This is a genomic window from Aquimarina algiphila, assembly GCF_007489275.1.
Lineage (GTDB): Bacteria > Bacteroidota > Bacteroidia > Flavobacteriales > Flavobacteriaceae > Aquimarina > Aquimarina algiphila.
In genome coordinates this window covers 1-25,373 of sequence record NZ_VLNR01000087.1, presented here as the reverse complement: position 1 = coordinate 25,373, position 25,373 = coordinate 1, and the positions used below count along the sequence as shown (strand labels likewise).

General features: G+C 32.6%; 19 protein-coding genes and 1 pseudogene. 12 read left to right on the top strand and 8 right to left on the bottom strand.

Features of this window, described 5'->3' with window-relative positions; translation table 11 throughout:
- The 7 genes from FOF46_RS27360 to FOF46_RS27330 form a co-directional block, all read left to right on the top strand.
- The coding region (locus FOF46_RS27360) for a carbohydrate-binding protein (RefSeq protein ID WP_143918690.1) at positions 1 to 2,478 on the top strand (2,478 nt) is incomplete at its 5' end.
- Between the two features lie 652 nt (positions 2,479 to 3,130).
- Entirely contained in the window at positions 3,131 to 8,728 is a 5,598-nt protein-coding gene (locus FOF46_RS32770; RefSeq protein WP_143918689.1) for an Ig-like domain-containing protein, read from the top strand.
- A gap of 123 nt (positions 8,729 to 8,851) precedes the next feature.
- Positions 8,852 to 9,379 (top strand): GNAT family N-acetyltransferase, encoded by a 528-nt coding sequence (locus FOF46_RS27350; RefSeq protein WP_143918688.1) that lies wholly within the window; start codon positions 8,852 to 8,854, stop codon positions 9,377 to 9,379.
- Between the two features lie 80 nt (positions 9,380 to 9,459).
- Positions 9,460 to 10,041 carry a TetR/AcrR family transcriptional regulator gene (locus FOF46_RS27345; protein WP_143918687.1) on the top strand — a complete coding sequence of 194 codons (582 nt, stop codon included), beginning with the start codon at positions 9,460 to 9,462 and terminating at the stop codon, positions 10,039 to 10,041.
- A 65-nt stretch (positions 10,042 to 10,106) separates the two neighbouring features.
- Complete coding sequence (locus FOF46_RS27340) at positions 10,107 to 10,856, top strand: SDR family NAD(P)-dependent oxidoreductase (RefSeq protein WP_143918686.1); 750 nt, start codon at positions 10,107 to 10,109, stop codon at positions 10,854 to 10,856.
- Positions 10,857 to 11,105: 249 nt separating this feature from the next.
- Positions 11,106 to 11,402: a hypothetical protein gene (locus FOF46_RS27335; RefSeq protein ID WP_109437625.1), complete on the top strand. Its 297-nt coding sequence runs from the start codon at positions 11,106 to 11,108 to the stop codon at positions 11,400 to 11,402.
- Between the two features lie 41 nt (positions 11,403 to 11,443).
- On the top strand, positions 11,444 to 12,196 hold the full coding sequence (locus FOF46_RS27330) for an SDR family NAD(P)-dependent oxidoreductase (RefSeq protein WP_143918685.1): 753 nt from the start codon (positions 11,444 to 11,446) through the stop codon (positions 12,194 to 12,196).
- A gap of 124 nt (positions 12,197 to 12,320) precedes the next feature.
- Here FOF46_RS27330 and FOF46_RS27325 read toward each other — a convergent pair whose 3' ends face one another.
- On the bottom strand, positions 12,321 to 13,454 hold the full coding sequence (locus FOF46_RS27325) for a T9SS type A sorting domain-containing protein (RefSeq protein ID WP_143918684.1): 1,134 nt from the start codon (positions 13,452 to 13,454) through the stop codon (positions 12,321 to 12,323).
- A gap of 219 nt (positions 13,455 to 13,673) precedes the next feature.
- Here FOF46_RS27325 and FOF46_RS27320 point away from each other — a divergent pair, with 219 nt between their 5' ends.
- A complete protein-coding gene (locus tag FOF46_RS27320; RefSeq protein WP_208746826.1) occupies positions 13,674 to 14,462 on the top strand; it encodes a LytR/AlgR family response regulator transcription factor in 789 nt (262 codons plus the stop codon).
- Positions 14,446 to 15,525, top strand: coding sequence for a sensor histidine kinase (locus FOF46_RS27315; protein WP_143918683.1), 1,080 nt, complete (start codon positions 14,446 to 14,448; stop codon positions 15,523 to 15,525). The genes FOF46_RS27320 and FOF46_RS27315 overlap by 17 nt, the downstream gene beginning before the upstream one ends.
- 19 nt (positions 15,526 to 15,544) lie before the next feature.
- Here FOF46_RS27315 and FOF46_RS27310 read toward each other — a convergent pair whose 3' ends face one another.
- From FOF46_RS27310 to FOF46_RS27295, 4 genes are all read right to left on the bottom strand, one after another.
- Positions 15,545 to 15,895, bottom strand: coding sequence for a hypothetical protein (locus FOF46_RS27310; protein WP_109437629.1), 351 nt, complete (start codon positions 15,893 to 15,895; stop codon positions 15,545 to 15,547).
- 7 nt (positions 15,896 to 15,902) lie between these two features.
- A complete protein-coding gene (gene gap, locus FOF46_RS27305) occupies positions 15,903 to 16,892 on the bottom strand; it encodes a type I glyceraldehyde-3-phosphate dehydrogenase (protein WP_109437630.1) in 990 nt (329 codons plus the stop codon).
- A gap of 93 nt (positions 16,893 to 16,985) precedes the next feature.
- Entirely contained in the window at positions 16,986 to 17,666 is a 681-nt protein-coding gene (locus FOF46_RS27300; RefSeq protein ID WP_143918682.1) for a DUF2461 domain-containing protein, read from the bottom strand.
- Positions 17,667 to 17,853: 187 nt separating this feature from the next.
- On the bottom strand, positions 17,854 to 18,273 hold the full coding sequence (locus FOF46_RS27295) for a CBS domain-containing protein (protein WP_143918681.1): 420 nt from the start codon (positions 18,271 to 18,273) through the stop codon (positions 17,854 to 17,856).
- 313 nt (positions 18,274 to 18,586) lie between these two features.
- Here FOF46_RS27295 and epsC point away from each other — a divergent pair, with 313 nt between their 5' ends.
- The 3 genes from epsC (at position 18,587) to FOF46_RS27280 (ending at position 22,479) form a co-directional block, all read left to right on the top strand.
- Positions 18,587 to 19,378, top strand: coding sequence for a serine O-acetyltransferase EpsC (gene epsC, locus FOF46_RS27290; RefSeq protein WP_109437868.1), 792 nt, complete (start codon positions 18,587 to 18,589; stop codon positions 19,376 to 19,378).
- A complete protein-coding gene (cysM, locus tag FOF46_RS27285; RefSeq protein WP_109437633.1) occupies positions 19,378 to 20,262 on the top strand; it encodes a cysteine synthase CysM in 885 nt (294 codons plus the stop codon). The genes epsC and cysM overlap by 1 nt, the downstream gene beginning before the upstream one ends.
- Positions 20,263 to 20,433: 171 nt before the next feature.
- Positions 20,434 to 22,479: an alginate lyase family protein gene (locus tag FOF46_RS27280; protein ID WP_143918680.1), complete on the top strand. Its 2,046-nt coding sequence runs from the start codon at positions 20,434 to 20,436 to the stop codon at positions 22,477 to 22,479.
- 56 nt (positions 22,480 to 22,535) lie between these two features.
- On the opposite strand, the gene FOF46_RS27275 is transcribed toward FOF46_RS27280, so the two are convergent.
- The 3 genes and pseudogenes from FOF46_RS27275 to FOF46_RS32765 form a co-directional block, all read right to left on the bottom strand.
- Entirely contained in the window at positions 22,536 to 23,177 is a 642-nt protein-coding gene (locus tag FOF46_RS27275) for a hypothetical protein (RefSeq protein ID WP_143918679.1), read from the bottom strand.
- Positions 23,178 to 23,362: 185 nt separating this feature from the next.
- Positions 23,363 to 25,039, bottom strand: coding sequence for an AraC family transcriptional regulator (locus tag FOF46_RS27270; protein WP_143918678.1), 1,677 nt, complete (start codon positions 25,037 to 25,039; stop codon positions 23,363 to 23,365).
- Between the two features lie 222 nt (positions 25,040 to 25,261).
- Positions 25,262 to 25,373 (bottom strand): annotated as a pseudogene (locus tag FOF46_RS32765) (IS982 family transposase); the annotation flags it as partial.

The window sequence follows — 25,373 nt, the reverse complement described above, 5'->3', positions numbered from 1 at the left end:
AACAATGTAAAAGCAAATACTAGATATTTTCTTCTTGATGATGGAAATGCTGGTTGGAACGATGGTTGGGGAGATCATGGACCCTGGTCTACTCCTATGTACAGAAATAGAAGTAATTCATTTGTTGATCAAGCTAAAAACTCTCCCAATAGTGTAGCTAAAACCCTATGGACAGAGGCTGATCGTATTTTCAACAATTATTTCCCAAACGGATTTCCCCATGATTGGTCATTCTTCTTCACAGATGGTGTTGATTATTCAGATTGTGTAGAAAACTGGTGGATTTTTGAAATAGGTTCAAATGCAGATACACATGACAAATTTTGGTCAAGATATGTAATGAATACTACATCAAACCCTGGTCCAGACCCTACTCCATGTACTGGTAAAACATTTGAAGAAAAAAATGGTGTAGCAGCTATCGAAGCTGAAGATTTTGTAAAACAATCTAAAACTAAAGATAGAGAGTGGTTTATTATTGGTAGCGGAGGAAATGGTAGCACGCCTAATCCAGATCCAGATCCAGGTCATCAAGGAGCTGCAAGTGGAGGAAAATATGTTGAGTTATTACCTGATACTCGTGTAACGCATGGTGACCCTCTAGTTCCTGGAGTTAGCTTTTCTGATGCACCAGGTGTCGCTGCAGTATTAGATTACAAAGTAAAATTTAATTCTCCAGGTAAATATTTTGTTTGGGTAAGAGCGTATTCTACTGGATCCGAGGATAACGGAATACATGTTGGTATTGATGGTACCTGGCCAGATTCTGGAAAGAAAATGCAATGGTGTGCCGGTAAAAATGCCTGGACATGGGAAAGTAAACAACGTACGAATGCTAATCACTGTGGAGTTGCACAGCAAATATTTATAAACGTACCTACCGCTGGTATTCATACCATTTCGTTTTCTATGAGAGAAGATGGTTTTGAAATGGATAAATTTATTTTATCAAAAGCGTATACTAAGCCATCTGGTGCAGGAGCCAATCCTATTGCAGCAAATTGTGATAATCCAAACCCTAACCCTACTTCAATTGCTATTCCGGGAACCATTCAAGTAGAAAACTTTGTCGCTAAAAATGGAGGAGTAAAAGCTGAAAACACACCAGGAGGCGGTCAAAATTTAGGATTTATTACAAATAATAACTATACAGAATACAATATTAATGTTGCTAATGCGGGTATTTATAAAATGGATGCCTTCGTATCTTCAAATGGTGTGGGAGGAAATATTGTAGCTTCTGTTGCCGGAAATAATTTGGCAAGCTTAACTGTTCCTGTAAATAATGACTGGCATAACTATAGTACTCCTGTTTCTGGAAACCTGAATTTGGCTGCAGGTACACAAAAAATTCGTTTTACGTATACTGGTACTGCTGGTTTCTTGTTTAACTTTGATCGTGCTGTATTAACTTTGACTACTCCAACCGGTTCTGCTAATTGCAGTACAGCACCTACTAATCTGGCTATTGCAAGTGCTACGAACACTTCGGTCACTATATCATATAACAATACTGCTAATGATACACGTACGTTTGAATTAAGGGCATTCCCTAAGGGTGGATTCTCAGGAAACATTAATTCTGGCGGTGTAGGATTTGCTGCTGGTGCTGCCGGAAGTACTTCTATAACGATGAATGGTTTACAAAACGGAACTTCTTATGATTTTGTATTAAGAGCTTTATGTAGTGGAGGAACTCCTGGTGCGAGTCCACTAGCTCCTACTATCGTAGGAAGTACTACAGGAGGTACATCCGCAACCACTCCACAAACTACAACATTATCAGCCATTGATGATGCATTCCTGCAAGGAAATACTCGTTACAATAGTTCTATATTACGTACTGAAAGTGGAAAAAGAGTTTCCTACCTAAAATTTGACGTATCAGGTATTAATGGGCCGATTACAGCCGCTACACTTAAACTAACTGTAAGTGGTGATAGTGGTAATGGTAACATAGAAGTAAACCTTGGTAATAGTAATAATTGGACTGAAGCTAATTTAAATACAGCAAATGCTCCTGCCAAAGGTGTTTTGTTAGGAAACTTAAACAAAACGTATAGCTTAAATCAAGCCCAAAATTTCACATTAAGTAATTTAGCCATTAGTGGTAATTTCTTATCTTTAGTAGTAACACAAACTGGAGGAAATGACGTTAGTTTTGCTTCTGATGAAAATGCTAATGGGAAACCTGTATTAACTATTACCTATGATGCGCCAGCTAGTGCCAAAATTGCGTTAGACACCTCTAAAACAATGGTATATCCAAATCCAGCAGTAAATGAACTGCAAGTACTTGGTATTGCTAAACACGATGTTATATCCGTTAGAGATCTTTCAGGAAGAACTGTAATTCGAGAAAATACATCAACAACAAAAAATATGAAACTAGATGTGTCTAACCTTCAAAAAGGAGTATACTTTTTAACAATAAAAAACAACAGTAAAAGTACTACACTTCGATTTATGAAAAATTAAAATAAATCAAATCATTCAATATCTTAAAACGCCATGCAAAATAAATGCATGGCGTTTTTATAGTTATTAAAGCTTATAATTTCATATTTAGATAGTGAAATAAACCAATATCATTTTTATCTTTCCTTCGCACATTACAGCACTCTATATCCTATTATCAATCAGTTAAAAACATTTCATTAATAGATTATTTTTTTTTAACTGTAGAAATTCTTCTTTCTGTCATTTATAATATAGCAGCTCTAATTATACTTATAAATATTAAATCGTTCAGCAAATAAACCTTATATAAAACTGACTTCTAACATTTTAGTTTATGGGTCCTTTTAGACAATTATTACTGCCATCTCACTTTGGAAGCTCCTACTGCCTTCATATTAAGAGTAACATTAAAAAATAACTTTCAAACCACCTTATTCATATTTAAAATGTTGATTTTAATATATTTAACCAAAAACATGTATTAAGAACGGGAGTATTTCTTAAGAGGGGTACAAACAGGGTACATAGTGTACAAATGGAGTACAAAATCATTTGTACCCTTCTTTTATGTAATAACTATAGTGATTCCATTATGGTAACAATACATTAGTGCAGTTTATTTAAAACAGAACTATTTAACTAAAAAAACTTTTTAACACAAACACAAATCATGAAAAAAACTCCAGTATTAATTCCATCATTATTAACAATAGTGATGTTATTAATTATGCCCTTTAGAGGGCATTCGCAATCCGTCAATGTCAGCGGAACACTCCAGAAATGGCATAAAATAACTGTTTCCTTAACATTACCAGGGAATAATTTAACCGAAGCTGCAGCCACATTTAGAAATACTAGAATGGATGTAATTTTCACAAGTCCAAGTGGTAGAAATATCAGAGTACCTGGGTTTTTTGCTGCAGATGGAAATGCAGCTAACACCAATGCAAAACAAGGTAAAGTATATAAGGCTTATCTAAGACCCGATGAAACGGGAAACTGGACATATCGTGTATTGTATTATACCGGTAATGATATTGCAATTAGTAATGTTGGTAATCTACCTTCTCCTGTGCATAATCTCACAGGAAGTGCTGGAAGTATTACTGCGTCTAATAAAACAGCTCCTGATTTAAGAGCAAAAGGACGTTTGGTCTATAAAACAACTGGTACTGATAGTGAACGTCGTTATCTTCAATTCTCTGAAACAGGAGAATACTATTTGAAGTTAGGTCCTGATTCTCCTGAAAATTTCTTAAACTATAATGATTTTGATGCTGATGTAGCGGGTAATATTAATTCTGGGTTTACTCCAGAACATCAATTTAACCCACATGCTACAGATTATAACAACACTGACCCAACCTGGGATGGTGGTAAAGGTAAAAATATTATCGGTGCCTTAAATTATCTGAAAGATCAAAAAATGAACTCTGTTTCTATGAGTCTTTTTGGAGGTGATGATAAAAATGTATACCCATGGACAACCGCTAATGCTAAATTTGTTTATGACGTATCTAAATTAGAACAATGGGAAATTGTTTTAAATCATGCTGAACAAAATGGGTTATTGTTACATTTAAAATTAGCTGAAAACGAAAACTGGGATGCTTTAAACAGTACCGAATTAAAAACATATTATCGAGAAATGATTGCACGATTTGGGCATCATCTTGCAGTAGAATGGAATTTTTCTGAAGAATATAGAGGAACTCCTGCCAGTGCTATCGAACGTATTGATTTTATGGCTGCTAATGATCCTTGGCAAAACCATCGTGTAATTCACACATATCCAGATGAACACAATAAGTACACAACTTGGTTAAGTCTTGATGCAAAACTAACAGGAGCATCTATACAGAGTTCTAGTAAAAATAATTATGCCTCTGCTTATAATGGTCCTGACGGAATATTAACTTGGATTAATAATTCCAAAAATGACGGAACTCCATGGGTAGTTGCTTCTGATGAACAAAACCCTGGTGGAACTGGAATATTTACATCGCAAGATATCGCTAATAGCTCAGTAAAAACAGAAGCAAGAACCCGTATTCTTTGGAAAACTATGATCGCTGGTGGACCTGGTGTAATGTGGTATGGTGGTGGACAAGGTGATTTTAAAACCGAAAATTTTAACCGTTTTAATACATTATTCAACTGGTCACGTTATGCTGTAATTGATTTTTTTCAAAATAATAATATTGAATTTTGGAAAACTTCAAATAATGACAATTTAGTTTCAGGTTCTGCAAACTGTTTGGCTGAAACTGGTAGAACTTATGTAATCTATCTAGAAAATGGAGGTTCAACCAATCTAAACTTAAATGGACAATCAGGAGACTTCTCAGTACAATGGTTTAATCCACGTAACGGAGGAGCGCTATTAAATGGTAGTGTTACTCAGGTTGCTGGTGGTGCTAACAGAAGTATTGGTAACCCTCCTAATTCTGCAAACTCTGATTGGGTTGCTTTAGTAAGACAAAATGGTACAGATCCAGTTTCTGGAGTAAGCATTACACAAGCAACGGTATCTGTAAATGTAGGAAGCACATCTAATTTGACAGCAGTAGTAACTCCTTCATCAGCCGCTAATAGAAATGTATCATGGTCTTCAAATAATACAGCAGTAGCTACGGTAAATGCTAACGGTGTTGTAACTGGAGTTGCAGAAGGTACAGCAACTATAACTGTAACTACTCAAGATGGTGGTTTTACTGATACCTCTACAGTTACTGTTACTCCTGCGCCAGTCATAACAGGTGCCTGGGTAGAATCTGATGGTTATTTAGTCATTGATACTGAATCACTTGATTTTCCCACAAATTCACTTTGGTCGAAAAAAACAACTGGAGGAAATCAGCCTTTAGGTAATGGTTATATCCAATATGATGGTCCAGATCGCCAATTCGTTGATCCTCTTCCTGATGGAGTTTTAAAATATGATATCAAGATAAATACTCCTGGTACTTATCAATTTATTTGGCGAACAGGATATGGTTTCAATTCAACAACATTTGATGGTGCAAATGATTCCTGGTTAAAAGTTAACGGAACCGATTTTTATGGAACAAAAGGAAGTGCCAAGGTTGGAAGTCTAAATGAATGGATGAAAGTATGGGTACAGAAAGATGCCTTTGTTAATGAATGTTTTGGTGAGCATAACGGTCAAAACGGACTAGTAATTTTTGCTGACTTTGATGCTCCCGGCTATTATTCTATTGAAGTAGCAGGACGTTCACAGGGACATGTTATAGATAGGTTATTTATGTTCCAAACTGGAAAAGGAACTATAGCAATGAACACTACAACTCCAGAATCTCCACGAGAGGGTAATACTACCCCTATAGCTGTAACTGGAGTTTCTGTATCTCCTGCAACGGTTTCTATTAATGCTGGTCAGACTAGTGCTTTAACACCAAGCTTTACCCCTTCTAATGCCACTAATAGAGGTATAACTTGGAGTTCAAATAATACTGCAGTAGCTACAGTTAGTGCGACTGGTGTAGTTACTGGTGTTGCAACCGGTAGTGCAATTATCACAGCAACAACTGCTGATGGTGGGTTTACTGCTACAAGTACTGTTACTGTCGGTGGAGGATCTTCTTGTACTAATGTAAGCCTAAGCGCTATTACTGATTTTGCCAACAGAGAATTAACTGGGTTTGCTCCTGGATATGTAGATACTGTAAGAAATGCTTTAGCAATTGATGCATCACAATACAAAGATCAATTTGCTGCTGCAACAACTTCATTCAGTGGTGAAGCTGGAACTTATGATGTCGTTATTAATACACTTACCGAATTAGATGGTGAAAGTACCTATAGAATATTTATAGATGAAGTATTAATTGGTACATTCCAAAACCCTACTACAACTACAGATTATGCTCCGGCTAGTCAAACTTTTACAGGCATAACTGTGGCCAATGAAGCCGTACTTAGAGTAGAATTTAATTCTAATACTAATGGTAATATTCCAGAAGGAAATGGTACTGCTTTTTCTAGAGGACGTTGGACATCATTAGAATTTAGGTGTAGTGACAATACACCAACACCTGTTGATTGTAATACTGCACCAACAAACTTAACAGTATCAGGTGTAACCAATACATCTGTAACTTTATCATTTGATAATACTACTAATGATAGTAGAACTTTTGAATTAAGAGCTTTCCCTCAAGGAACTTTTACAGGAGATATAAATGCAACTTCATCTGGTTTTGCAGCTGCAGCTGCAGGTAGTACATCAGTTACTATGAATAATTTACAAGCAGGTACGGCATATGATTTTGTATTCCGTGCTCTATGCTCAGGAGGAACTCCAGGAGCAAGTCCATTAGCTCCAACAGTTGTAGGAACTACTTCAGGAGGTACAACTACAATTGCTGTAACCGGAGTAAGCGTTTCGCCAACAACAGCTTCAATTGATGTTGGACAAACGAGTAACTTAACAACAACTGTTGCTCCAGTTAATGCAACCAATAAAAATGTAACATGGAGTTCTAGTAACACCGCAATTGCGACGGTTAATACTAGTGGTGTAGTTACTGGAATATCTGCAGGAGCTGTGACTATTACGGTAACTACTGTCGATGGAAACTTCACTGCTACTAGTGCAATCACTGTAAATGCAGTCAATACTGCCGATTGTAGTGCTGCACCAACAGGTTTAACAGTATCCAATGTTACTGATACTTCTGCAACTTTATCATTTGATAATACTGCGAGTGATACCAGAACTTTTGAATTAAGATCTTACGCACCAGGAACTTTTACAGGAAATGTAAGTGTTGGAGCTTCAAGTTATGCAAGTGCACCTGCGGGAAGTACTTCTATTACAATTAACGGATTAGTCGCTGGTACTACATACGATTTTGTTTTCCGTGCTTTATGCGTTGGAGGAACTCCAGGAGTTAGTACTACTTCTCCTATAGTAACCGGAACCACTTCTGGAGGTACCACTACAATTGCTGTAACCGGAATAAGTGTTTTGCCAACAACAGCTTCAATTGATGTTGGACAAATTAGTAACTTAACTGCAACCGTAGCTCCCGCTAATGCAACTAATAAAAATGTAACATGGAGCTCTAGCAACACTGCTATAGCAACAGTTAATGGTACTGGTGTAGTTACAGGAGTGGATGCAGGAACTGCAACTATTACTGTTACTTCTGTAGATGGAAACTTCACTGCTACCAGTACGATCACTGTAAATGCTATCAATACTGCTGATTGTAGTGTTGCTCCAACAGGGTTAACAGTATCAAGTGTTACTGATACCTCTGCAACTTTATCTTTTGATAATACTTCTAATGATACTAGAACAATTGAGGTAAGAGCATTTAATGATGGCACGTATACAGGTTCTTTATCTGGTGCTTTCGCTTTTGCTTCTGGATCTTTAGGTGTTACATCAATTACTGTTAATAATTTAGTAGCTGGTACTACATACGATTTTGTGGTACGTTCTCTGTGTGGTGCAGGAGGAAATGGACCAAGTCCAGTTGCTACACTTTCTGGTAGTACTTCTGGAGGTACAACTACCACACCGCAAACAGCAACTTTAAACCCTGTAGATGATGCTTACATACAAGCAAGTAATAATTCTACAATAAATAATAGTGTTCTTTATGTTGATGGAACAAATCGTGTTTCTTACTTAAAATTCGATGTCTCGGGTATCACTGGAGCTATTACTTCTGCAAGTTTAAAACTTACAGGAAATACTGATGTGGGTAACGGAGTAATTAACGTTAACCTGGGAACTAATAGCAATTGGACAGAAACGAATTTAACTTCTGCTAATGCTCCTGCCAAAGGTGCTTCATTAGGAAATGTAAATGGCCCTTTCTCAAATGGCGCAGTTAAGGATATCGCTTTAACTGGTGTTACTGTAAGTGGTAATTTCTTAACCTTAATCGTTAGCCAGGCTAGCGGTGGAGATGCTAACTTCAATTCTTCTGAAGCTGCGACTGGAAAACCCGTTTTAACTATTACTTATGATGCGCCAGCCAGTGCCAAAATTGCTTTAGATAACACTAAAATAGTCACATACCCTAACCCTGCACAAGATCAATTACAACTTATAGGTATCGCAAAACAAGATGTTATATCTGTTAGAGATCTTTCAGGACGAACAGTAATTCGAGAAACTACATCAACAGAAAATAACATGAAACTAGATGTATCTCGTCTTCAAAACGGAATTTACTTTTTAATGGTAAGAAGTGCTAGTAAGAATACTACTCTTCAATTCATGAAAAATTAACTTAGATTATTATACTATTAAGTATTAGTATTAGTATTAAAGGTGACTCTATTGTAATAGAGTCACCTTTTAACTTTGATAAAATGAATACTATTTGTTATTTTAGTTGAGAATACTATACTTATGATTTCTCAAGAAATACGTCTGGTAAAAATATCCCTTACAGATAGTGAAAAATTGACCAAAATTGGAAGACAAACCTTTTATGATGCCTTTGGTCCACCAGCCAATACTGAGGAAAATATCCAAAGCTATCTGAATGAAAAATTTACCCTGGAGCAAATTACGAAGGAACTTCAACACTATAATTCATTTTTCTATTTTGCCATGTTAGATAATATAATAACTGGATACATTAAACTAAATATGGGAGATGCCCAAACTGAGCCTATGCAGGGTAATCCGCTTGAAATAGAAAGAATTTATGTCTTAAATAGATATCAAGGTAGAAAGATTGGGCAATCATTAGTAAATGAATCAATACGTATTGCTAAGGAAAAAAATGCAGATTATGTTTGGTTAGGTGTTTGGGATCAGAATCCCGGAGCTATTAGATTCTATCAAAGAAATGGATTCAAAACCATTGATAGTCATGAATTTATGCTTGGAACAGAAATCCAAACGGATATCATTATGAAATTAGAAATCTAATAATTTTTAAAAATTATGATTTTAATAACAATATTGAATCCAAATATAACGTAATTTTGAAATGATCATTTCAATTAAAAATGCCAAAAGTAGAAACATTTGACAGAAACCAGGTTTTACAAAGAGCCACAGAAGTATTTCATATCAAGGGATACAATGGTACTTCTATGCAAGATTTGGTGGATGCAACTGCTTTAAACCGGTCTAGTATCTATAATTCTTTTGGTAGTAAATTAAGTATGTTCTTAGAAGTTCTTTCTTATTATCAATCCAGTGTTGGTGGACAAATGGATAGTAGACTTATTCACGCTCATAATGCATCTGATATGATAAATGCAATTTTTGAAATGTATCTTGATGAAATATTGATTGATGATGATAAAAAAGGATGCCTAATAGTAAATTGTAAATCGGAAATGACAAATCAGGAACCTTTAATCAATGCATTCATGGAAAAAAATCAAGATAGAATGATTGCTATGCTTGAGGATATTGTATACAACGGACAAATGGAGAAAATTTTTAATCAAGATCAAACTGCAAGTCAATATGCGCTTTATCTATTTTCATCCATACAAGGATTGCGAATGACAGGAATATTGAATAAAAATGAAGAAGACCTTAGAAATTTAATACAAAACTTAGTTAAAGTACTTTATTAATATATTTTTTTTAATCGATTTGAAACGATTGTTTCAAATAAAACATCTTAACATAAAATAATAAAATGAAAAAATTACAAGACAAAGTAGCCGTTATTACCGGCGCTAATAGCGGAATAGGATTGGCAACCGCTAAACTTTATTTACAGGAAGGTGCCAAAGTAGTCATTTCAGGAAGACGTCAAGAAGCTCTGGATGAAGTCTCAGCAGAATTAGAAGGGGATTTCATTACAATAAAAGCAGATGTATCTAAAGCAGAGGATAACAAAAGATTAATCGAAGAATCAACTGCAAAATATGGTAAAATTGACATCCTCTTTCTTAATGCAGGTATTGCTCCTCCTACTCCAACAAACGAAATAACCGAAGAACATTATGACACTTTATTTAACACAAATGTAAAAGGTCCTATCCTGGCGACAAAAGAAGCATTGCCACATATCACTGATGGGGGAACTATTCTTTTTACCAATTCTGTTGTTACCCAGAAAGGTTTTGATGGATTAGGAGTATATTCTGCAACCAAAGGTGCATTGCGTGCATATCAACGTGTTTTAACCTCTGAAGTGAAATCAAGAGGTATTAGAGTAAATTCTATCGCTCCGGGACCTATTGCAACTCCTCTATACGGAAAAATGGGATTACCCCAGGATGTAGTAGAAGAAATGGGTAAAGGGTTTGCACAACAAGTACCCCTAGGTCGCTTTGGGACTTCTGAAGAAATTGCAAAATCTGCATTGTTTTTAGCCTCAGAAGATGCATCATATATTAATGGTGTAGAATTAGAAATAGATGGTGGATTAAGTCAGATTTAAGAAATAAATGATTTAGAAATAGAAAAAGCTGATTATAAGAATAATCAGCTTTTTCTATTTCTAAATCATCACTTTATCTCTACTAGTATGCGATAGCTAATAAAAACTCATCATAATAGATTTTTGTATAAAAAATACATTATTTGTATATTACAATCTTTAAAATCTATTATTTACATAATTTTTACGAATTCTTTATCAAATTTCCAAACTCCTCCCATTTGGCATATAACTTATTGAAAGTATACTATGGGAAAAGAAAATGATAATCACAAGTGGTATTCGTTAATAGAACTATCACAAAATTTCTTCGAATTAATAGTTTCTTCTGAAACAAATCAAATTAATGCTTATACCGGTCATAAATCTGAAGATCAGAAAAAAAAGGATAAGTTCATTACTTTTTTTTTGAGCACATATACAATTGATAATCCCAAAAAAACAGGTAGACAAATAATTCTAAATGTAATAATCAATTACACTCCTATTTTTTTAAACACAAACTTAAACTCTATAAAAACAACTCTATTTGATTGTTATAACTGAAATAATTACGATTAACAAAATTTATAATTAAAAACAATAGAATGAAAAAATTACACAACAAAGTAGCCATCATTACAGGTGCAAATAGTGGAATCGGACTAGCAACAGCCAAACTATATTTAAAAGAAGGTGCCAAGGTAGTGCTTTCTGGAAGGCGTAAGGAAGCATTAGATGAAGTAGCAGCTTCTCTTACAGGAGATTTCATTACTGTTACTGCAGATGTATCTATAGCAGAAGATAACAAAAGATTAATCAGGGAAGCAATCAATGCATACGGTAACATTGATATTTTATTTCTTAATGCTGGAGTTGTTTTAAAACCTACTCCAACTGATGAAATTACCGAAAAGCACTATGATGAGATATTTAATATCAATGTAAAAGGACCAATACTAGCCATAAAAGAAGCCTTGCCGCATATAAATGATGCAGGAACGATTTTATTTAATAACTCTGTAGTTACACAGCGAGGTTTTGATGGCCTCGGAATATACTCTGCAACCAAAGGTGCATTACGTGCCTATCAAAGAGTATTAACATCAGAAGTTAAGTCCCGAAAAATAAGAGTAAATTCTATTGCTCCAGGTCCAATTGCTACAGATATTTTTACAAAAATGGGATTACCAAAAGATATTACCGAAGAAATGGGTAAAGGTTTTGCCCAACGAGTACCATTAGGTCGTTTTGGCACACCAGAAGAAATAGCCAAATCAGCATTATTTCTAGTTTCCGACGATGCTTCTTATATCAATGGTATAGAATTAGAAGTTGATGGTGGAATGAGTCAGATTTAAAAAAAATAATTTATAAACTAACATAAAAAGCTTTAGAGTAAATATATCTTTAAAGCTTTTTATGTTAGTTTACAATATTGATAGTGTGTTTGGATAATACCAAAATTATCGAACTACTATTAACTTATCTTACGATGATTAGCTTATAACGTTTACAGCTTCCTTTAGAAACTTCTAGTTTGTAAAAACCTCTTTTCCAACCTTCAACCTTAATTGTTTTTAAAATATCTTCAGTTTCATTTGTCTCTTCACTTTGAAAAACAAGTTTTCTACCGAATAGATCATATATTTTAATCTTAAAGGTTCCTTTTTCCTTTGAGTCAATCGCCACATTCAATATTTCAGAAACAGGATTTGGATAAGCTTTAAGTCCTATATAAAAATCACATCTTCTCTTTCTTCTGGATATTTTTCTCACATTTCCTAATCCACTAAACTCAGAAACATACAATTCACTTCCTGATCTATTTGAAATAATTCCTGCAGGATAAGAAAATGTAGCTTCAGAAATATTACCATCTACATTGCCATTAGAACTACCTGCATATATCTCTACATCATCAATCGATCTGGGATTAATTTTATAGATTTTATGCTCTCCATAATTAGTCCCAAAAAGAGAGCCATTTGCATATGCAAGAAAAGCTAGAAAAGGAAAGTCTGTTCCAGAATCAGGGACCGTAGCTACATATTCTAATTCTTTTTTTCTTGAAGATAATTTATAAATCTCTCGATTATTAAAATTACCTATATAAAGAGCTCCTCTTCGATCAAAAGCCAACCCTACAGGCGAATCAAGAGGTGCTCCTTGATAAAGTACCTTAATCGTACCATCTGGAAATAATTCTTTAATACCATTGTCTTGTACATCTGTATAAATTATAGTATTGCGATATAATGATTTGATCATTCCTGATGGAATTCCGCTATCTAATGGAAAACTTTTTACAAGACTTCCGTTAGTATCATATTTCCTAATTGTTCTCCTCCCATACTCTGCAACAAATAGATTATCCCAAGAGTCAAAAGCTAAACCATTGGGATTCTGTAATCCGGTTACAAAAGTACTTACTTCTCCTTTTGGTGTTATTTTATATACTGTATTCCCTACAAAATTAGATCCATATAAGTTCCCTTTAGAATCAAGAGCCAACGCATCATCAATATCTGCTTCGGGAGAGTTTAAAATCGTAGTTACATTTTGGCCATAGGTTGTAAAAGATAAAATAATGAATATAAAAAAATAGAATTTCCTCATTTTATGATAGTTTTTGAGTGAATTAAAACTTACTGACTTATCGTAATTATTTCGTTTAAAATTATCTTTTTTGGACAATGCTTTCTTTGTAATGAAGTCCACCTTCCTTTTTTTGAAGTGAATAGCTTTTATTTTGATGTGAATGGAATTATCAAAAAATTAACAAATTAATTTTAACTACATTGTTCAATAATCTTGTAACCATATCAACAACATATAATGAAAATTTCGGCATTGATAATTGATGATGAACCTCTTGCAAGGAAATTAATATCAAATCTACTAATCCCAATTTCTGAAATTGAAGTAATAGGTCATTGTAAAACGGGGCGAGAAGCTATTTATCTGATTAATGAATTAAATCCGGATCTTATATTTCTAGATATTAAATTAAAAGATATGACAGGATTCGATATTCTTGAAAGAATTTCTGTAAAAACGCCTGTTGTAATATTTGTAACTGCTTTTGAATCCTATGCATTAAAAGCATTTAATTTTTTTGCCTTTGATTATTTATTAAAACCATTTAATGAAGAGCGTTTTTATATTTCAGTAAAAAAAGCTTTAGAAATTTTCAATAAAAAAGAAAACCTATTGCTTCAGGAAAAAGTAGGTGATTTACTTAATTATATCAAAAATGATGACAACAATATCTCTTCATTAAATAAAAGAATACCAATTCCACTTAGAAATAAAACGACATTTATTGATACTGAATCTATCTTGTATATTACTGCCTCTAATTACTATGTAGAAATTTATACACAAGAAAGAAAATATTTGTTAAGAGAATCGATGCAAAACTTACTAAAGCAACTAGACTCTAATACTTTTATACGAATTCACAGATCTACCATTGTGAATATTGACTATACAAAAGAACTTATAAATTCAGCTTATGGAACAATCGATGTAAAAATGAAAGACAATCATCAATTTAGAGTTAGTAAAGGTCATAAAAATCACTTTTTAGTAAAAATGGGAGTAAAAAATGAAAAATTACATTGATAAAAAGTTATTCTTCATCCTTATGGGCTATGTAATTGCTTATAAGATAGTCATTATATTAAGAGTGATCTTATTTTGGTTTTATGAAGAAAAAAGTTTTAAAAATATTGAATTACTTACTATAATTATTAGAGAGTTAACTGGTGCAATATTTATTGTTGCCCCTATAGTCTGCTTAATTCTTTTTTTAACCAAAATTATGATAGGCTACAACTATAAATGGTCATATATCATAATAATACATTTTATGATGTCTTGGATATATGGTTTTTTTATCTCTTTGTTTGGAGAAATATATATAGCGATTTCCAAAGCAGATATTACCTCTTTTTCGGGAGATAAAATAATTTATAACTTAATATATTTTTCAAGTCGTGATTTCTTAGGTTACGTTGGGTTTGTGAGTATTATTTATTCTTATTACTACATTAATAGAAGTACAAAAATGGAGTTACAGAAAGCATACTTATCTCAACAACTTCTAACCATGAAAATGGAAGCTCTAAAATCTCAGTTAAACCCTCATTTTTTATTCAATACGCTTAATAGTATTTCTGCACTTATAAAAGAAGATCAAAAGAAAGCTCAAGATATGATTATGTACTTAGGGGACTTATTGCGAGAACTATTAATTCTAAAAGATGAAAACCTTATTACTGTTGATAAAGAACTAACCATACTTAATAAATATCTAGATATCATGAAGATTAGATTTTCTGATCATTTATCTATCGATATTTCTATTGAAAAAGAAATTGAAAATGTACTTATTCCAACAATGATCATTCAACCTATTATAGAAAATTCATTGAAACATGGATACTCATATGATGTAACAAATCTTAAGGTACAATTAAACATAAGCAAAAGGGAAAACTCCCTTAGGCTTCATATAGTAAATAATGGAAAAGCTCTAGATTTGCAAAAACCTACAAATGGTATGGGTTTAAAAAATATAAAAGATCGCCTGCAGACACTATACGATGCTAATTTTGATTTTATACTTTCTTCTATTCCTAATAATAAAGGTGTAGAAACCATTATAACGCTTCCAATCGTATAAAACAAAACTTCTTAGTATCTCATTTATTTTTAGGTTTTGGAACATTACCTATAAGCGAACTATTTGATTTAATAAGTTCTGCTATTAGATTACATCCTTCTTCAAAATAATCAGAATCCGCGGGTAATAGCATCCATGTTTTAGGTCCGAAATTTTTTATAATCCTGACATCTTTTATATGCTTCCTTAACTCTTCGTGATACTTCATTTTGGTAGCGATCCACACACCATTATCATGACGATTTTCTTCTTTTTCACATAAAGCAAAAACAATCTTTTCTCCATAATAAAAAGCATCCACTCCAAACATTTTATGATGTTTTAATTGAAGTGGATATAAAGCTTCTAATATAAAATCATAAGGAATCATTGATACATTACAATTCTAATATTTGTCGAATCATTTGATTTGTAAATCCCCATTCATTATCATACCATATCATTATTTTCACAAGGTCCCCATCGACTACCCTAGTCATAGAAGCATCTACAGTAGCTGCATATGGGTTTTGTTGAATATCAGAAGAAACGATAGGCTCATAAGTAACGTCCAGTACTTTAAGATATCTATCTGTTTTTGCTTCTTTTTGAAGGATTTCATTAATCTCTTCTGCACTGGTATTTCTCTCGGCAACAAAAGTAACATCACTAACTGATCCTACAGGAACCGGTGTTCTTATCGCTACTCCGTCAAATTTCCCTTCATATTGTGGCAATGCTTTTGTTGTTGCTATGGCTGCTCCAGTAGATGTTGGAGTAAGATTAATAGCCCCTGCTCTACCCATTCTTGGGTTCTTTTTTGAGGGCGCATCGACTAAGGTTTGAGAAGCTGTATATGCATGAATAGTATTCAGAATTGCCTTTTTAACTCCAATGGTACGTCCTAAAATCTCTACAACCGGACTTATATTATTAGTAGTACAACTTGCACAAGAAAATATTGCTGTTTTTCCATCTTCGGTATTTACTCCATGAACTACAGTAGGGGTATCTTTACTCTTTGTTGGTCCAGATATCACAACATTAGTAGCTCCAGCAAGAATATGTTTCTCAGCATCTTCCCGGTTAGTAAAGAACCCTGTACTTTCTATTACAATATCGATGTTATTTTCCTTCCAGGGTAATTGCTCTGGATCCCTTTGGTTAAAATATAATATTTTTTGTCCATCAACATCTAAATGATTATCATGAACACTGACTTCTTTATCATAAATCCCATAAACACTATCATATTTTAGTAAATATTGTGCATTCTCTATAGACATCAGATCATTTACAGCTACAACCTGTAAATTTGGCTCTTCCATAATTACTTTTAAGGCTGCACGACCTATTCTTCCGAATCCATTAATTGCTATTCTCTTCATATTTTTTGTTGATTTATAATGTGTGATAATTACTACATAATGGTCGCGATAAATGAACGAAAATTACGTTTTAAGAGTATCTATTTATAATTGTTAATCATCTAATAAAGAAACCCCATTAAGATCTGTTGTAAGCACATCGCTCATATAATCAAAATAAGGTCTTAATAATTCATAATGAAATACAACTTTGTCCATAAAATCAGATGCAAACACTTCATCATCTGTAAAACTATGTTGAACGAAAAAAGATTTGTTCTTAATCAGATCAATAGCAGGATGATCTTTACTAAATCCTTTGGGAGCAGTTTTAACCTGATATTCCTCATTAAAACCTCCAAATGCTTTTTTGAAATCTGGTTTGGATAATATGTCTCTAATTTCCTGATCATCCATTTCAAATTCTTTTCGAATTCTTAATAAATCAGCAGGTTGAGGGCCAAAAAAACCACCTGCCATCAAAGAATTACCTGGCTCTAATCGCAGATAATAACCTCCCCTCCTATGTGCTCCCGATCTACTAAAACTTACACTACGATGTACGTTATATGGTGTTTTATCTTTACTAAAACGAATGTCTCGATTAATTCTAAAAACCTTAGTTTTTTCAATTTCATCTTTTTCATTTAATCTCTCCGCAACCTCGGCATAAAATGTTTTTAATAATTTTTCATTACGTTGGTATTCTTTCTTGTTCTCGGTCATCCAATCTTTATGATTGTTTTTCTTTAGATTTTTTAAAAACTCAAATGACGATTTTGGTATGGTACTCATATACTAATTTTGAAACTTAAAATTACTAAAATCTATCTTCTGAATTGAAGTTTAACTAAAATTTATGGAATGAGTACCATCATTTCCCTTCTATACAACCCATAAATAAAACATCAATAAAAGAAAAAGTATAGTTCACACTACATACTTACTAGTATCAGTATTATAAACATAAAATTTTAAGTATCTAAAATTGATCTAGTAAATAGTTTATTAAATCGGTAGTAGTCACAATTCCCACTAATTTGTCATTATCAATAACTGGTAATGCATGAAATTCTCTTTCAGATAATATTTCTGCTACTTCCTTAATCATCGTGTCAGAATTTACACTTACAAGATTTTTTGCCATTACTTGTTCAATAGTGAACATTTTATAAACGACAGTATCTACTTCATGTTCAAATTCATTAACCGTATCTACAAAACTTATACGAAGTAAATCTGTATAACTTAATATCCCTACAACAGCATCCCCTTTAACTACAGGGATATGGCGAATTTTATTTTTCTTAAACAACATTTCTGCTGTTTCTAAACCATTAGTGCTGTTTAATGTGATAACATCAGAAGTCATTATTTTGGAAATGGGAGTTCTTTTTTTCATTGTAATCAGTTTAAATTTACAATCAAATTTAGGATCATGTTTTCAAAAAAATTATGATAAATATCAGTTGAAATAAAAGGAAAGGGAACACGTCAAGAAAAATTTTTAAACTGAAGATATTTCTTTTTTAAGTTTTTATAAAAGCGTATTTGCTTTACAGGTTCTTCTTGTTTTTTAACCTGTTTTTATGGATAAATACAAATTTAAACCACGTATTGTTATAATTATCTGAAAAATGTAAGGATTTACAACTTATAAGGACTCATGTTATTCTTTATTCTATATATTTACTAGAGTTTTTAAAAGAACTATGATGACCAAAGAAAGAGATCAGATTATAGCAAAGATCGAAGAACAAAAAAAGAACCCAAATTTAAAGCTAAAACTAAAAGAAAGAACAGAATATTTTACAAATTTACTTTTCTATACTTTGTTTGATACCGATACTGAAGTTGCTAAAAATATCGACCTACTCGAACAAACATTTGAAGAACTCGTTGATCTTGCTTGCTGGGAAACAGAAAGACCATGTAGTAAGTTGTGGCAATCTTATCTAGAAAAATTACCTAAGATATTAGAAAAATTGAATCTTGATGCTCAAGCTTTTATGAAAAGTGATCCAGCTGCTAATTCTATCGAAGAAATTTATATGGCGTATCCTGGATTTTATGCTATTGCAATTTATAGATTAAGCCATGAGCTATTAAAATTTGGTCTACCCCTGGTCCCTCGATTAATGACAGAATATTCTCATCGATTAACCGGTACTGACATTAATCCTGGTGCAGAAATTGGAGAATCGTTCTTTATTGATCACGCTACAGGTATTGTTATTGGAGAAACTGTAATTATAAAGGATAATGTAAAAATATATCAAGGAGTTACTCTTGGTGGACTTTATGTGGATAGAAAACTTCGTAATGTAAAACGGCATCCAACTGTAGAAAATAATGTTACCATTTATGCAAACGCAACCATATTAGGAGGTAATACGATTATTGGAGCTAATAGTACTATTGGTGGTAACGCCTGGATTACATCTTCGGTTCCCGAAAATTCAATTATCTCAAACACAGCAGAAATCAAGATCAAAAAAGTTGTTTAATGTCACATCGTATTTTAGACCTTATTGGAAACACTCCATTGGTAAAGGCCACTTCCTTAATTGATAATCCTAATGTTGAATTATATTTAAAGCTAGAAGGTCACAATCCTGGTGGCAGCGTTAAAGATCGTGCTGCTTATAACATGATTAAATCAGCATTGGATCGAGGAGATATCGATCAAAAAACAAAATTAATTGAAGCCACCAGTGGAAATACAGGCATTGCGCTTGCTATGATTGCAGGAATCTTTAAACTTGATATTGAACTGGTAATGCCCGAAAACTCTACCAAAGAACGGGTACAAACAATGAGAGCTTATGGTGCTAAGGTTACACTTACTTCTGCTGACATAGGCATTGAAGGAGCTCGTGACTATGCTGAAGAAAAAGTGAATAAAGATGGATATATCATGCTTAACCAGTTCGCAAATGACGATAATTGGAAAGCGCATTATAAAACCACTGGCCCAGAGATTTGGAAAGATACCGAAGGTAAAATCACTCACTTTGTATCCTCTATGGGAACTACAGGGACTATTATGGGTACTTCAACATATTTAAAAGAACAATCAACAACTATACAAATTGTGGGAGTTCAACCTACAGATGAATCCAAAATTCCGGGAATACGAAAATGGCCTAAAGAATACCTTCCTAAAATCTTTAATCCCGATAAGGTTGATCAGGTAATTGAAGTAAGTCAGGAAGAAGCTACAGAAATGGCTAAACGTCTTGCAAAAGAAGAAGGTGTATTCTCTGGTATGAGCAGTGGTGGTTCTGTTACTGCAGCGATTAAACTTGCTAAAACTTTAAAAAGCGGAGTTATTGTGGCTATTATTTGTGATCGAGGAGATCGTTATCTAAGTTCTGACTTGTTTGATTAGCTAGTTTTTTCACTATTATCTTACTAGTAGCTCTTTAATACAATATACCTTTACCATATTTCTCAGTATTAAGCATTTTTTATATCATATCGTATAGAAAAATACCTATAAGTTATAGTAGTAGTATTCTTATCTTTTTAATTTTTAACTGAATTTAAAACACATAAGAGTATGGTAATAATCATCAGAAACATCTTAATCGTTTTAGTTTTTATTTTCTTTCCAGACAATACTCTTGCACAAAAAAATTGGAAAGAGATTATATCTATCAAAGATTTGAATGACAATTACCCCGAAATATTACATCATATATTTGATCATATTAACCTTAATTATCCTGGTTTAGAAAAAGTAAAGGACTCATATGATAATAACGAAGTTATAAAGGCTTGTGAGTACTTACTTCTATATTATAAAAATGGAAATACTTCAAATTATTTACGAAAAAAACTCCCTATACAAACACATAAAACTATAGCCCAGGCAGATACTATATTAAAGAATGTTTTTACCATTCAGAATGTTAAAGGAAAAGTACCCTACGGTAAAGATGGTCATAGGGATTGGTATTATAAAGGACCAAATGAAGATGCTGAATGGGCTTGGCTTTCTAATAGGCACCATCAAGTCGATGAAGTATTGAACGCATATTTTGATACCGGTAATCCCAAATATGTCATCTATATCGATTCTTTTTTAAGAGATTTTATTATAAAAAGTCAACCGTATCCTAATAAACAAACTTGGGGTGCAATATGGCGTGGTTTAGAAGTTTCTTTTAGAAATAAATCCTGGCCTAGAATATTTTATAGTTTAATAGACAGTGAACATCTATTAGATGTCACAAAATTACTAATATTAAGCAGTTTGTCTGATCATGCTGATTATAATCACAAATACCACATAGGTGGAAATTGGTTGACTATGGAGCTATCTGGACTTTCTGTAGTCGCTACTTGTTTTCCAGAATATAAAAAATCTGAAGAGTGGTTGTCTTATGCTACAGAAAAATTAACGCAAAGCATTGCAGATCAAGTCTATGATGATGGAGTACAGAATGAATTAACATCACATTATCATTATGTAGCTCTAATGAACTTTGAAGAGTTTAAAAACACTTGTGAATTGGCAGGAAAAAAAGTTCCTTCATCTCTAATAAGAACAATAGAAAAAATGTATGATTATACCGCAAAATCTATACGTCCAAGTGGTTTTGGTGGGTTAAATAATGATGGTGATTTAATGTACAACAGAGATAATGTTCTCAAAGGTGCAAAAAAATTTGACCGTCCTGATTGGGAATATATAGCATCTAATGGTAAGACAGGACTAGCTCCCTTTACCTTATCATATTTTTTCCCGTGGGCTGGTCAGTTGATATCAAGGAATGGATTTGATAAAGATGCACATTGGTCCTTTTTTGATGTTGGTCCATGGGGAGCTACACATCAACATAATGATAAATTACATATTTCGGTATCTGCATACGGGCGTGATCTGCTTGTAGATTCGGGTAGATTTGCGTATAAAGGAGAAGTAGCAAAAAAATTTAGATCCTACGCACAAAGCAGTGCTGGCCATAATACCGTTTTAATTGATCATAAAGGACAAGGAGAAGGTCCTTCGGTTACAGAAAAACCATTGGATACTGCTTCCTATAAAATCACTGACGAATTTGATTACGCTACAGGGTCTTTTAATGTTTTTAATGATATCCAAGGCAAAGCAATACATAATCGATCCATCTTTTATATTCGTGGTGATTTTTGGATTGTAGTAGATAAAATTATTACTGATAGACCGCGAGAAATCCAAACCCTATGGCATTGGCATCCAGAATGTATTGTAGAACAAGAAAATAAAATCGTAAAAACAAATCATGAAAAAGGAAATTTAGCAATAATTCCGGTGGGGTATCAGGATTTTAAAATTACCCAAATTAAAGGAAGAGAAAAACCTAGCCCCCAAGGATGGTATAGCTCAATGTATAACCAGTTTGAACCTAATACAGCAACCTCATATAGTACTACAATTAAAGCCAACAAAACATTAGTTTGGATACTTCAGCCTTCAAAAAATAAGCTCCAATTATTAAAACCAAAAATAATAGCTGAAGACAATAGTCAAATTAAAATTGAAGTAAAATCTAAACAATATCAATATCAAGTCAATATTCCTTTTTACAATAGTACAAAAGCAGCTTTAATCAAAAAATGAAATAAAAAGTCATATCCTTCTATAGTATTAAAGAAAAGGTATTTGTTTTTTACAACTTAATTATCCAGAATATTAAGAATTTGATCTGTATTGGATACTCTTGCAGTAACAAATATTATTCGTAATACTTGAATTTCTTCTCCTGTAAAAGAAGCTGCGGGATATTCTTCATTAGATAGGCCTTCTGTATAATTTTCTGGTTTTGCCGGAATTTCACTTTCTATTAATTTCACATGCTTATCTGTCATTTCAGAGATTATATATACTTTATCTGAAGTAGCTACTAAATCTCCAATATCCAAAGTTTGTAAAATAAACTTTTTTTGTTGGTTATTTTCAGTCATAAAGGATCTAGTTGCACCTATACTATCTTTAACTTCTAAATAAAACCCAATAGGAACAGCAAGAAGAATTGTTAAAGCAATAATACCAAAGCTCCAATACCCCCATGAAGGAACTTTTAGATTTCTTTTCATTTCTTCTGCTGTCTTCACTATTTCTGTACTCCATTGGGATTTTTTCACCCGTTTTCCGGTATCTTGGCATATGAGATTTGTTATCTTTTTTGGAAAAAGAAAAAAGGAAATTCTGGTATCTCGTCTTATTAACTGAAGAACAACATTACCAGATGAACAATTACCTGTTTTTAGTTCAAAAAAACGTTCTTCTATTAGATTTTCCTTAACCGATATCCACATACCTTATATATTTAACTTGATACTTTTCTTAATTTTATTATCCATTAATTAGATTTCAAATGTAAGTGAGTACCATAAAAAAAGAGTTCCAATTTATAATATGGAACTCCTTTTTTTATAATATAAAATTACCAACCACAAAAAAATAATGATATAAAAACATGTATATCAATAGAGTATAAAAATTATGCATTTTCTAAATCAATAGAAGGTATGTTCTTTTTTTGATACTCTGAAGGAGTAAGTCCAACTAAATTTTTAAATACTCTATTAAAGGATGTTTTACTAGGAAAACCGGCTTCGTAACCTATTGCAAGAATTTTATAATGTTTATAGTCTGGGTTTTTCATCAATTGCTTAGCACTGTCTACTCTATATAAATTTATAAAATTATTGAAGTTTTTATGAAAACAAACATTTAATATTTCTGAGAAAAGATGTGTGCTTATGGCTAACTTATCTGCAATATCTGATTGTTTAATTTCATGATCCAAATAAGGTTTTTCTTCCTCCATATAATCTAAAATACGTTTCATGTATTTTTCTTGATCCTGTAAGGTAATCGTAGCCTTTTTGTGTGATGATAATTTAGTATTTTCTTCAATTGTTTCTTGTGCTTGAATTTTTATGGCTAATTCATTCAATTTATCCTTTAATGCCTCATTTTCATTTTCTAAAAGAGTTTTATCATCTTGAAATTGCAAGGATTCTCTGGCTAATTTCATTCTTTTATTCCAATACATAATGGCAAACACTATTAATAAAATGACCAATACGCCCCCTAAGAAAATATAGAATTGTTTTTGTTTACTTAAAAATGCAATAGATGCTTTTTGTTTGTCTATAATAGTTGACTTTGTTTCTGATTCTTTTTCTATTTCTAATCGTTTTGCCTTAGATAATGTCTTAAGATATTGCTCTCTAGTTTTTGTAAAGGCTTTTTGTTCTTCTAATGATTTTTGTATGCTATCTAATGATTCATAGGCTTGAGCAAGGTATCGATGAGAATCCATCTTTATTTTTAGAAAATTACCCGAAATGCCTATCTCTTTTGCTTCTTTTAAATATGGTAAAGCTTCTGAATCTTTCTTTAAATTAATACATCCTACAGCAATAGTTAATTGAGCCAAAGCCTTACTTTCTATAGATTCTTTTGGGGTAAAACGTTTTAATGCCTCTGTACTATTATCAATAGCATCCTGATAGCGATCTAATTTTAAATAGCAATCAGAAATATTAATCATTGCTCTAATAATAACCTCGTTACGATTCTTCTTTACTCCAAAGTCTTTTACCTTTTTCATATACTCAAGAGCTCCTAAAAAATCTTTCTGATGTAAGGCGGTTGTACCCAATGTATTATTGGCTACCAAAACAAACTCTTCAGAATTTTCAACACTTTCAGCAAGGCTAATGACATTTTTCATTGTACTCGCTGCCATATCATAATTTCCGATAGCGTTGTATAAATTCCCTAAATTTACCTTAATCAATAATGTTAAATAATCTTTTTCTGGTAATGATTTAACAAACTCTTCAGCTTCAAAATATTTGGATAACGATTGCTCATATTGATCAGTTTGCTGATAATATATAGCCAGATTTAATAAGGATCTAACCCTAATTTCGCCCAGATCATTAGATATAGCAATTTCTAAAACGGTATCGGTATATTCTTTAAAAGCTTTTAAATCTCCTCTGCCATATGCTTCTCTTGATAATTTTTTGTATTTATTTATACTATCTTGAGGTGAAACTACAATTTGATTATGTAATGCTGGAATTGAATCAATATTATCTTGGGCAAAGGTAATAGTAAGACTAAAACAGTAAAGAATACGTAAATAAAAGAGGGTCTTCATTATACAAATGTCTATCGAGAATATAATCTCTTTTCTTATTAAATGTACTACGAAATATGATGTTTTTAAAGAAAAATATTAATCTTTTTTGTTCATAGCACATTGTTCTATCTACTCGTAATAACGAAGAATTACCGTTCTAAAGTATGTTTGCAATTATTCTTTAAGGGTTCTTATTGTTTTATAAGAATGAATAAAGTGTTTTATTAACCCGTTGTGCATTTAGTTAATATTAATTTTTAGGTTGTTTATATTTCTGTTGAATTCAAACCTATTGATATATTGAATAATGGTCATTGCTGTGATCTTTGATAAGATTCTATTTTTAAATCCC

Excerpts from the sequence above, each read along its gene's own strand:
- FOF46_RS27280 (WP_143918680.1), top strand. The coding sequence starts at position 20,434 with ATGGTAATAATCATCAGAAACATCTTAATCGTTTTAGTTTTTATTTTC.
- cysM (WP_109437633.1), top strand. The coding sequence starts at position 19,378 with ATGTCACATCGTATTTTAGACCTTATTGGAAACACTCCATTGGTAAAG.
- FOF46_RS27340 (WP_143918686.1), top strand. The coding sequence starts at position 10,107 with ATGAAAAAATTACAAGACAAAGTAGCCGTTATTACCGGCGCTAATAGC.
- FOF46_RS27335 (WP_109437625.1), top strand. The coding sequence starts at position 11,106 with ATGGGAAAAGAAAATGATAATCACAAGTGGTATTCGTTAATAGAACTA.
- FOF46_RS27310 (WP_109437629.1), bottom strand. The coding sequence starts at position 15,895 with ATGATTCCTTATGATTTTATATTAGAAGCTTTATATCCACTTCAATTA.
- FOF46_RS27345 (WP_143918687.1), top strand. The coding sequence starts at position 9,460 with ATGCCAAAAGTAGAAACATTTGACAGAAACCAGGTTTTACAAAGAGCC.
- epsC (WP_109437868.1), top strand. The coding sequence starts at position 18,587 with ATGACCAAAGAAAGAGATCAGATTATAGCAAAGATCGAAGAACAAAAA.
- gap (WP_109437630.1), bottom strand. The coding sequence starts at position 16,892 with ATGAAGAGAATAGCAATTAATGGATTCGGAAGAATAGGTCGTGCAGCC.
- FOF46_RS27315 (WP_143918683.1), top strand. The coding sequence starts at position 14,446 with ATGAAAAATTACATTGATAAAAAGTTATTCTTCATCCTTATGGGCTAT.
- FOF46_RS27325 (WP_143918684.1), bottom strand. The coding sequence starts at position 13,454 with ATGAGGAAATTCTATTTTTTTATATTCATTATTTTATCTTTTACAACC.
- FOF46_RS27275 (WP_143918679.1), bottom strand. The coding sequence starts at position 23,177 with ATGTGGATATCGGTTAAGGAAAATCTAATAGAAGAACGTTTTTTTGAA.
- FOF46_RS27270 (WP_143918678.1), bottom strand. The coding sequence starts at position 25,039 with ATGAAGACCCTCTTTTATTTACGTATTCTTTACTGTTTTAGTCTTACT.
- FOF46_RS32770 (WP_143918689.1), top strand. The coding sequence starts at position 3,131 with ATGAAAAAAACTCCAGTATTAATTCCATCATTATTAACAATAGTGATG.
- FOF46_RS27350 (WP_143918688.1), top strand. The coding sequence starts at position 8,852 with ATGATTTCTCAAGAAATACGTCTGGTAAAAATATCCCTTACAGATAGT.
- FOF46_RS27320 (WP_208746826.1), top strand. The coding sequence starts at position 13,674 with ATGAAAATTTCGGCATTGATAATTGATGATGAACCTCTTGCAAGGAAA.
- FOF46_RS27330 (WP_143918685.1), top strand. The coding sequence starts at position 11,444 with ATGAAAAAATTACACAACAAAGTAGCCATCATTACAGGTGCAAATAGT.
- FOF46_RS27300 (WP_143918682.1), bottom strand. The coding sequence starts at position 17,666 with ATGAGTACCATACCAAAATCGTCATTTGAGTTTTTAAAAAATCTAAAG.
- FOF46_RS27295 (WP_143918681.1), bottom strand. The coding sequence starts at position 18,273 with ATGAAAAAAAGAACTCCCATTTCCAAAATAATGACTTCTGATGTTATC.